We start from the raw sequence: 6,936 nt of genomic DNA on the forward strand, positions 1-6,936 counted from the left end.
GCTGACCGCATGCCGCCGCAATTGGTCGGCGAGCTCTTTGCCGCCAGGGGCAAGGCGGCGGCGCTAGTTTTCGCCAGGCCTCGACGATTGGCAAAAGAAGCGTCCGTCCAAGCTCTTGCGAGCCGGAACGGACGCTTCTTTTTTTCTTTCCGGTGAAGCCTTCCTACCTCTTCGTCAGTCCGACCAGCTCTTTCAGCACCTCATGGTGGAATTCGTCCATGCCGCGGAAAAACGCCACGTAATGCCGGCCGCCGCTTTCCCAGATGTAGTAGGTGTGGGTGCGGTCATCGTTGTAGCCTTTATCGAATCCATATGGATTTGTTGCGGAATTGCTGTCTTTCACGACTAATAAATCCATGCCGTGCAAGCTTATGCGGCTTGGGGGAATCAGCTTGTCCGCCTCGACGAGGGGGCCGCTGCCTTGATAGAAGGATACCGTATCGTTCCGATCGCCTATGGGGGCATTGGAAGGCGCGCGGTAGGTGCTTTCCAGAGAATCGCTCACAATTAGCGACGGATAGCTAATATTCCGTCCACCCCGCTGAAGCATAACCGCATTATCAAGCGTCAGCTTCTCTGTCATGATCGTCTTCGGCAGCATTGGCTCGAAGCCGAGGATTTTTGTCGCAGCGTCCAGATCTTCGGTATCGTAAAGCGGAAATGGTTCGCCTGCTCCGCTGTAGTCCGTCGCCTTTACTTGATCCGGCCAGACGAACGAGCGGAGCACCTGATCACGCTGCGCGTCGCTGAGGTTCATCCAGTGCTGAGGCGTTCCTTCCTTCTGGCTATGGTTTTCGCTGAAATAATCGAGAGCGTACCAGACGTCTCCGTCCTTCCAAATGAATGTCTTGGCGTGCTCGGGAAGATGCCAGGCATAGTTCTGGACCTCCGTGACGAGCGTGCCTTGAATACCTGCGAATTCGGCCGGCTCGTGCCGGAACGCAATCGGCTCCGGTTTTCCCCTCATCGCCGGAGCGTTCGTCCAAAATTCCTCGCCTGGCTGCACGCGATACGTCTCTCGCAGATCGTTAAGCGAGGCCTTAAGCTCGAACCTCGGAACGTAGCCCGCTGCAGGGCTCATGGAGACGAACCCGACGGTGACGCGGTCTTTTTCCTCTTTTCGGACGGCCTGGTCGACGTTTAAGTAGCTCATCTTATACCCCTGCGGCAGATCGTCCGGCACTTTAAAGTCAAAGTTCGTATGGACGCGCAGCCGATCCAGACTGGAAAACCATTTGAAGTCATCCATGTTGCGGGTGATGCCGAGAGATCCAGGCCCGCGGCTGTCACCCTTCGCCGAGACCGTTTCGAGCGTCTTCGGCCCTTGAAGCGGGGCGGAGGCCATCATCAGCAGCACGGCGCTGGCGGCGAGCGCCAGTACGATAATCGGAAACGAAAGGCGATACGAGCCTTCGCGGAAGCGCGCGATCATGGCGATCCGCCGCTTCAGCTCACCGCGCTTCTGCGGGAACAGCGCGAACGGCAGTCCCGGCGCCGGGCGCGGGCCGGGGCGGCGGGCAAGCTGGAGCAGCGTCATGCCGTAGGAGGAGCCTTCCCGTTCGCCGAGCGCGTCCAGCACGCCGGCGTCGCAGGCGATCTCACGGTCGGCCTTCATGCTCCGCAGCGCCAGCCAGACGAACGGATTAAACCAGTAGATCGCGGCGACAGCGGCCCAGAGCGCGCCGACCCACATGTCCTTCCGCTTCACATGGATCAGCTCATGCAGCAGCACATGCGTCAGCTGCCGGGAATCGGCTTCGGCAGCGAACCCTGCGGGCATGTAGACGGCAGGCCTCATCCAGCCATGGATGAAAGGACCCGCTCGCCCGGGCAGCTCGTACAGCCCGATGCGGCGCCGGATGCCGAGCCGCTGCCGACACGCTTCCAGGGCGAAAAGGACGGAAGCCGCCTGGACCGGTACGGCATGCTTCAAGATACGGCGGAAGCGCAGCGCGGCAAAGAGGCCGATGATTCCAAGCGTCAGCAGGCCGGCCAGCCAGACGAGCGTGCCTAACGTCAGCCAGAGGCTGAGGGCGGAAGAAGGCGGCTCCGGCGCTGCAGCAGCAGTCGGCTTGTCTGAATTCGCTGTGCTGATTGCGCTGGCCTCGGCGCCAGGAGCCGCCGGCTGAGCTGCTGCCGGGAGGCTGGCCGGACCCGGTGCGGGCGACTCCGCAGGAGCTTCCGAGACGACGCTGGAAGCTTCCTGAACCAGCGCCGGGACGACCCGGAATAGATTGAACGGCGTTTCCGGCAGCGCCGGAACGAGCAGCTTGACGAGCACGAGCAGCCAGAGCAGCGGCATGACGCGCGGCAGCAGCCGCCCCTCGCGCCAGCGGCGAAGGAGCAGCATGAGCGCGATGAGCGCCGACGAGCCGATGGACGCCTGGAGCAGCAGCAGGAAGGTCGCCTCGAGCCCGCTCATGCGTCGCCGCCTTTCTTCTGCTTGTCCAGCAGCCGCTGCAGCTGCTCGATCTCTTGATCGGACAGCCTTTCTTCTTCCAGGAACTTGGCGCACATCATGCCGATCGCTCCGTCATAGACGCGGTTCAGGAACGAGCGGTTCTCCGATCTCAAGTACTCGTCGCGCGTGACGAGCGGATAGTAGAGATACGTGCGGCCGGACTTCTCGAAGCGGATCGCTTCTTTATTGAGCAGGCGGTTGAGAAAGGTCTTGATCGTCTGATCCGACCAATCCATCTGCCGCTGCAGGCGTTCGATGATCTCGCTGGCCGTGAGCGGCTCCTGCTCCCACAGCAGCTTCATCACCTCGCTCTCCGATTCGCTGATGCGGATGGGGGCGTTCATTCGAAATTCCTCCTTTTCCTTGAACATTTACACATGTAAACGATAGGTATAGATTACAGGTGTAAATGATGGAGGTCAAGAGAAATCTCGGAATGCGTGCGTGGAGCGGCGGTCGGCGGACAGGAGACGGGCTCAGGATGGAGGCAGGAACATTCTTTCGTCGACATCCGTCTATTCGTGAAGACCCCCACAAAAAGGAGACCCGACATGAAAAAGACTGCGCTCGCCGTTCTCGCGGCCGCCCTGTGGGCTGGCGCCGCGCTTGCTCCCGCCGATGCGGCGGACAGCGGAGCTCCGGCCTCGACGTCGCTGAAGCAGGCGTTCGACCGGACCGTCATCCTGCCCTACGACTTTCAGCAGAAGGCGTTCATTCGCGGACAGAAGACGGACCTGCACCTCGACTACAAGCTCGTGCAGCGCGAAAGCCGCGTCTTCGTGCCGATCCGCCTGCTGAGCTACTTGGCGGGAGAAGTGAACCGCTCCGGCGGCATCTGGGAAACGATTTGGGACGCCAAGCGGCCGAATGAGGTCGTGCTGACAAATGCCGCGCTCAAGAGGACGATCCGCTTTGCCGTGGGCAGCCGGACGATGGAAGTGAACGGCAAAGCCGTCGCGATCGACGTCGCTCCGTACAAGGTGAACGGCACGATCCTGCTGCCGCTGCGCAGCGCCTCGGACGCGCTGGAGAAGGAGATTCAATGGCTGGACGGGCTCATCCTCATCGGCGACGACAAGATCGATCCGAAGCTTGCCGATACGCGCTCGCTGATCGATCCGATCAAGCGGCAGCTGACGGACAAGCGTACGCGCGCCGAGGTGGAGAGCTCGACCGGGTTGCTGGCAAGGTCGGGTAACACTTCGTACTACTACCGTGCGTTCTATACCGCCACGGCGACGTCCGAGCTGCTGTACAAGCAAAAGGACGGCGGCAAGCCGGTCCGGATCGAGCTGCCGGGCAAGCCGGTCCTCAGCCAGGCGAAAGCGGCGGACGGCAAGGTCTACTTCGCGATGGACGTGGGGGGCAAGCCCGAGCTCCACGCTCTCGATCCGGAGACGGGCAAGACGGCCAAAGCCGCCCCGCTGAGCGACTGGAAGCCAAGCGACGGCTGGCTGGAGGCGGTGGTCAAGCTGGAGGGCCAGCTGCTGGTCAACCTGCATTCCGGCGATCTTACGATGGGCTCGGAGACGCTGTACCGGCTGGACGGCGGGACGCTCAAGGAAGTCGGAGGCGGCAAGAGCCTGATGGCCTATGCCCGCTCCGGCGACCGGCTGCTGTACACCAACTTTCACTTCATGACGATGCAGCCGGGCAACCTGAAGCAGGTCGACCTCCGTACCGGCAAGTTTTCCTCCATCGGCGACAGCGCCTTCACCTACGGCATCAATCGCACGGTCTCAGGCGGCAGCGTCGGCCATGTCGGCAGCGACAAGCTGTACGTCAAGGACGGCAGCGCCTATGCGCTCGCCTATGAAGAGGCGGACCAGACGGCGACGAGCGCCGTCTACCGGATTCCGCTGGACGGCGGCGCGCAGACGAGGCTGACTCCATCGGCCTCCGACTTCTGGCTGGAAGGCGCCTCCGTCTACTATGTGGACCGCGCGACCGGCAAGCTTGGCCAGGCCGGACTCGGCGGAGGCGCGAGCCGCATCGTCGTCGACCGTCCCGTCTTCGACGTCCGGCTGCATGGCGGCAGCCTGTACTACCGGGCGCAGCCGGTCGGGACCCGTCCGAGCGATCTGCATGCTCAGGCGGGCGATCTGTACCGCTACGATCTGGCGGCCGGGCGCGAGATCAAGCTGAGCGACAAGCCGGCCCATTCGTACGAGGTCGGACCGAAGGGCGTCTATTACGTCTCGAACGGCTATGAGCCGGGGCTGTTCAAGGTCGGAGCCGACGGCAAAAGCACGGCGATCGTCCGCGACAATGTCGCTGCGACGCTGCTGACGGACAGCGGCATCGTCTATACGCTCACATACAAAAGCGGCGTCTTCGCCGCCGGCGGTTGAGCGCAAGCATTTGTGCAGGGCGGCCTTCCTCGCGGGACGGCCGCCCTTTTTGCGCGTCAGCAGAACGATTGGAACTTATCGATTCCGTGTAAAAAGGGAATACAAAAGCGGAAGAGGTGATGCATCATGTCGGAAAAGCAGACGACCCATGAACAAGCGGTGGAGAAGGTGCGGGAGCTGATCGACGGCATCGAGACCGCGATGCTGACGACGATCGCGGAGGAAGGCCTTGTCTCGCGGCCGATGAAGACCCAGGAGATCGAGTTCGACGGCGACCTGTGGTTCGTCACGATGAAGGATACGGCGAAGTACGGGGAGCTGCGGCGCGATCCGCGGGTCAACGTCGCTTATGCGGGCAAGTCGTTCGTCTCGATCCGCGGCAAGGCGGAGTTCGTCGAGGATCTGGAGAAGAAGAAGGCGTTCTGGAACAAGGCGTACGAAAAGCTGCTCCATGCCTCCTACGACGACCCGAACGTCGTGCTCGTCAAGGTGAACGCCGAGGCGGCGGAGTATTGGGACACGGCGAATAAATTCGAGGCGGCCAAGCTCATGTTGCACCGGCTGACCGGCGCCGGCTCGGGCGACAGCAAGCTGAACGAGACGGTCGAGCTGCAATAGGCGGGGGTTCCGCCGCAGGACGAGCCCAGGAGCCGCTATTCAAGCGAGGCTTGAATAGCGGCTCTTTCGGCTGTCCGTCAGGCGGTCCGAAAAAGGAGGCCGCCCGAGGGCGAATGGCAGGCCCCGTCCCTCTTTTCGCAGCCGGGAAGGAAGCGCGAAGCGCCGGGTCGAACCCTTAGAGAGACCGAACATTTCAAGGCATCAGGGGGAGCTGAACCATGGACAAGATCCGGATGGCCGTCATCGGCCTGGGCAATATGGGCAAGGGCATGTCGCTGCGCACGCAGCCGAGGTTCGCGGAGCAATGCGAGCTGGTCGCGGCGAGCGAGCCGCGCGCGCAGACGCTGCGGGAGATCGGGGAGCAGCGGCCCGGAATCGCGCTGTACGAGGATTGGCGGCTCATGCTGGAGCGGGAGAAGCTCGACCTCGTCTACATCGCTGTCCCGCCGTCCCTGCATCGGGAGACGGCCGAGGCCGCGATGGCGAAGGGCATCCATGTCTTTTCCGAAAAGCCGCTGGCGAGCAGCCTCGAGGAGGCGGAGCGGATGCGCGCGGCTGCGGAGGCGGCCGGCGTCGTGAATGCCGTTCATTTCTCCTTCCCGCAGGACCCGGCCGTGAGGGAAATGCGCCGCCTGCTGCTGGAGGAGCGGACCGTCGGAGAGATCGAGAGCATGGAGCTCATCCTGGAGTTCCCGCAGTGGCCGCGCGCCTGGCAGCAGAACGATTGGATCACGACGCGCGCGGAAGGAGGCTTCCTGCTCGAGGTCGGCATCCACTGGATCCACATGATCCAGCAGCTGTTCGGCGACATCGTCGGGGTGCGCAGCCAGGTCGACTACGGCGACGGAGCGGAGGCGAGCGAGACGCAGGCCGAGGCGGAGCTGACGCTGGCGGACGGCAAGCGGATCCGGCTGACCGGGCGCACGCGCGGCGTAGCGGAGGAGCGGGTGTCGATGGTGATTCGCGGCCGAGACGGCGTCGTCGCGCTGGAGAACTGGCGGCAGCTGCTCGTCGGACGGGACGAGGCCTCGCTCGAGCCGGTGGAGGTCGCCGAGGACGAAGGACCGCTGCCGATGCTGAAGCAGGTGCTGCGCCGCATCCGCGGCGAAGAGGCGATCGTGTACGACTTCGCCGACGGGGTCAAGGCTCAGGCTGTGCTGGAGGCGCTGCATGACCCGGCTTATCGGGACGGCAAGGAGCTGCGCTAGAGCTCAGGCGCTCTACGCGCGGAAAAACCTCGCGAAGCGCTCGCCGCGCTAGCGCCCAGGCGCCCTACGCGCGGAAAAATCGCGTGTAGCGCACGCCGCGGAAGCGCCCAGGCGCCCTACGCGCGGAAAAACCGCGTGTAGCGCACGCCGCGCTAGCGCCCAGGCGCCCTACGCGCGGAAAAACCTCGCGAAGCGCACGCCGCGCTAGCGCCCAGGTGCCCTACGCGCGGAAAAACCTCGCGAAGCGCACGCCGCGGAAGCGCCCAGGCGCCCTACGCGCGGAAAAACCGCGTGTAGC

5 protein-coding genes are annotated in these 6,936 nt (G+C 63.5%); 3 read left to right on the top strand and 2 right to left on the bottom strand.

Features of this window, described 5'->3' with window-relative positions; genetic code table 11:
* Positions 1-163 precede the first annotated feature (163 nt).
* Together H582_RS0121455 and H582_RS0121460 are read right to left on the bottom strand one after the other, a co-directional pair.
* Positions 164-2,422 carry a M56 family metallopeptidase gene (locus tag H582_RS0121455; RefSeq protein WP_028600180.1) on the bottom strand — a complete coding sequence of 753 codons (2,259 nt, stop codon included), beginning with the start codon at positions 2,420-2,422 and terminating at the stop codon, positions 164-166.
* Positions 2,419-2,805 (bottom strand): BlaI/MecI/CopY family transcriptional regulator, encoded by a 387-nt coding sequence (locus H582_RS0121460; RefSeq protein ID WP_028600181.1) that lies wholly within the window; start codon positions 2,803-2,805, stop codon positions 2,419-2,421. Before H582_RS0121460 ends, H582_RS0121455 begins: the two co-directional genes overlap by 4 nt.
* A gap of 207 nt (positions 2,806-3,012) precedes the next feature.
* On the opposite strand from H582_RS0121460, the gene H582_RS0121465 reads away from it, so the two are divergent.
* The 3 genes from H582_RS0121465 (at position 3,013) to H582_RS0121475 (ending at position 6,638) form a co-directional block, all read left to right on the top strand.
* On the top strand, positions 3,013-4,812 hold the full coding sequence (locus H582_RS0121465; RefSeq protein WP_028600182.1) for a stalk domain-containing protein: 1,800 nt from the start codon (positions 3,013-3,015) through the stop codon (positions 4,810-4,812).
* Positions 4,813-4,938: 126 nt separating this feature from the next.
* Complete coding sequence (locus H582_RS0121470) at positions 4,939-5,430, top strand: pyridoxamine 5'-phosphate oxidase family protein (RefSeq protein ID WP_028600183.1); 492 nt, start codon at positions 4,939-4,941, stop codon at positions 5,428-5,430.
* Between the two features lie 218 nt (positions 5,431-5,648).
* Complete coding sequence (locus H582_RS0121475) at positions 5,649-6,638, top strand: Gfo/Idh/MocA family protein (protein WP_028600184.1); 990 nt, start codon at positions 5,649-5,651, stop codon at positions 6,636-6,638.
* The last annotated feature ends 298 nt before the right edge of the window (positions 6,639-6,936 follow it).

Source organism: Paenibacillus pasadenensis DSM 19293 (assembly GCF_000422485.1).
Lineage (GTDB): Bacteria > Bacillota > Bacilli > Paenibacillales > Paenibacillaceae > Paenibacillus_O > Paenibacillus_O pasadenensis.

Bases quoted from the DNA above. Each gene is read 5' to 3' on its own strand.
- H582_RS0121455 (WP_028600180.1), bottom strand. From the start codon at position 2,422: ATGAGCGGGCTCGAGGCGACCTTCCTGCTGCTGCTCCAGGCGTCCATC.
- H582_RS0121460 (WP_028600181.1), bottom strand. From the start codon at position 2,805: ATGAACGCCCCCATCCGCATCAGCGAATCGGAGAGCGAGGTGATGAAG.
- H582_RS0121465 (WP_028600182.1), top strand. From the start codon at position 3,013: ATGAAAAAGACTGCGCTCGCCGTTCTCGCGGCCGCCCTGTGGGCTGGC.
- H582_RS0121470 (WP_028600183.1), top strand. From the start codon at position 4,939: ATGTCGGAAAAGCAGACGACCCATGAACAAGCGGTGGAGAAGGTGCGG.
- H582_RS0121475 (WP_028600184.1), top strand. From the start codon at position 5,649: ATGGACAAGATCCGGATGGCCGTCATCGGCCTGGGCAATATGGGCAAG.